The sequence below is a fragment of the Rubripirellula obstinata genome (assembly GCF_001642955.1).
GTDB lineage: Bacteria > Planctomycetota > Planctomycetia > Pirellulales > Pirellulaceae > Rubripirellula > Rubripirellula obstinata.
This window is the reverse complement of the sequence record NZ_LWSK01000302.1, coordinates 1-1079: the sequence shown is the minus strand read 5'-3', so window position 1 is coordinate 1079 and position 1079 is coordinate 1. Positions and strand designations below refer to the sequence as shown.

The following is a 1079-nucleotide window of genomic DNA, read 5'->3' as shown; positions in this document are numbered from 1 at the left end:
GCGATCCGCTAAAGAAACAACTTGAGTCTCCGGGCACTGTGAGGCCAATTCACAGCATCGGCGATAGCCTTGAAGCCATCGAAAACTTTCCTTCTCTTCGATCGGATCACTCTTCCGTTGACTGCCCTTTCCTAGGCTGTCTTCACTACGATCAAAGAACTCCACATCCAGCACGCCCAGACAAAGCTTCTCGGGCGTAAAGGCTACAGAGCTATGGTCATACAATCCCCGTCGGTCTGCCATGTTTAGGCACTTCACATCGTCGGGGGCGTGACCGTTGAAGTCTAACTCCGTCGTGTCTTGGGCCACGCAAACCACCTTCTGGGACTTGATCCGCTTGATCGTCGCCCGACGGTGCGCAGCAAGAATTTCCTGGCTATCGGCCTTGGGGTTATCCAAGAACCGGTAAGCCCCTTTCGCAGCACACCATTTATCGCAAGCCGCATTAATGCTCGCTTGAGGATTGGCGAAGAGGGCCTGGAGAAGTTCTTTCGATCGATCGTTACGGCTTTTATGGCCGAAGTCGATGGTGTCAAATTCGTGCTCAATCGTGGCTGGTTCAATGGTCATCAATCGCGCTCCTATCGTGTAAAAATAGGTAACACGAGGCGCAAAAAGCGTGCCGAAATCGCGGTGTTTTTTTGCGATTTCAAAAAAAGAATTGGGTAATCAGCAGGGCTCGCGCCCATGGCTACATCACGCCGCCGCTTGGGACGTCAATTGTATGACTGCAGCATTTGATCCTGAGTCCTCTTTCTTCACCCTCCTTTTCAAGCAGGGTCGAGCCTTGGCGAGGGGAGGTTCTTATGATTTTTGCAGCGGCGCGGTCGCCCTCTCCTCGCTGACGCTCGACTCTCCCAGAGGGAGAGTGAAGTGAATCCGTCATTAATACACTTCACGTCCCGAGGGAGGGTGAAATGCTATTCAGTCAGGCGTCGCTATCGCCTTCCGGCTAATCGGGCAATTTATTTGCGGACAAGTCGGTCGATCATGCGAATGACCATGTTCTTGTCGAGCGGTTTGGTGGTGTAGTCGGTGCAGCCGGCCGCTAGACAGCGGTCGCGGTCCTCTTTCATGGC

1 protein-coding gene is annotated in these 1079 nt (G+C 53.4%); it reads right to left on the bottom strand.

Features of this window, described 5'->3' with window-relative positions; translation table 11 throughout:
* Positions 1–570, bottom strand: a 570-nt coding sequence (locus tag RC85_RS25970; RefSeq protein ID WP_202907976.1) for an IS4/Tn5 family transposase DNA-binding protein, incomplete at its 3' end; no start/stop codon positions are given.
* Positions 571–1079: the final 509 nt, after the last annotated feature.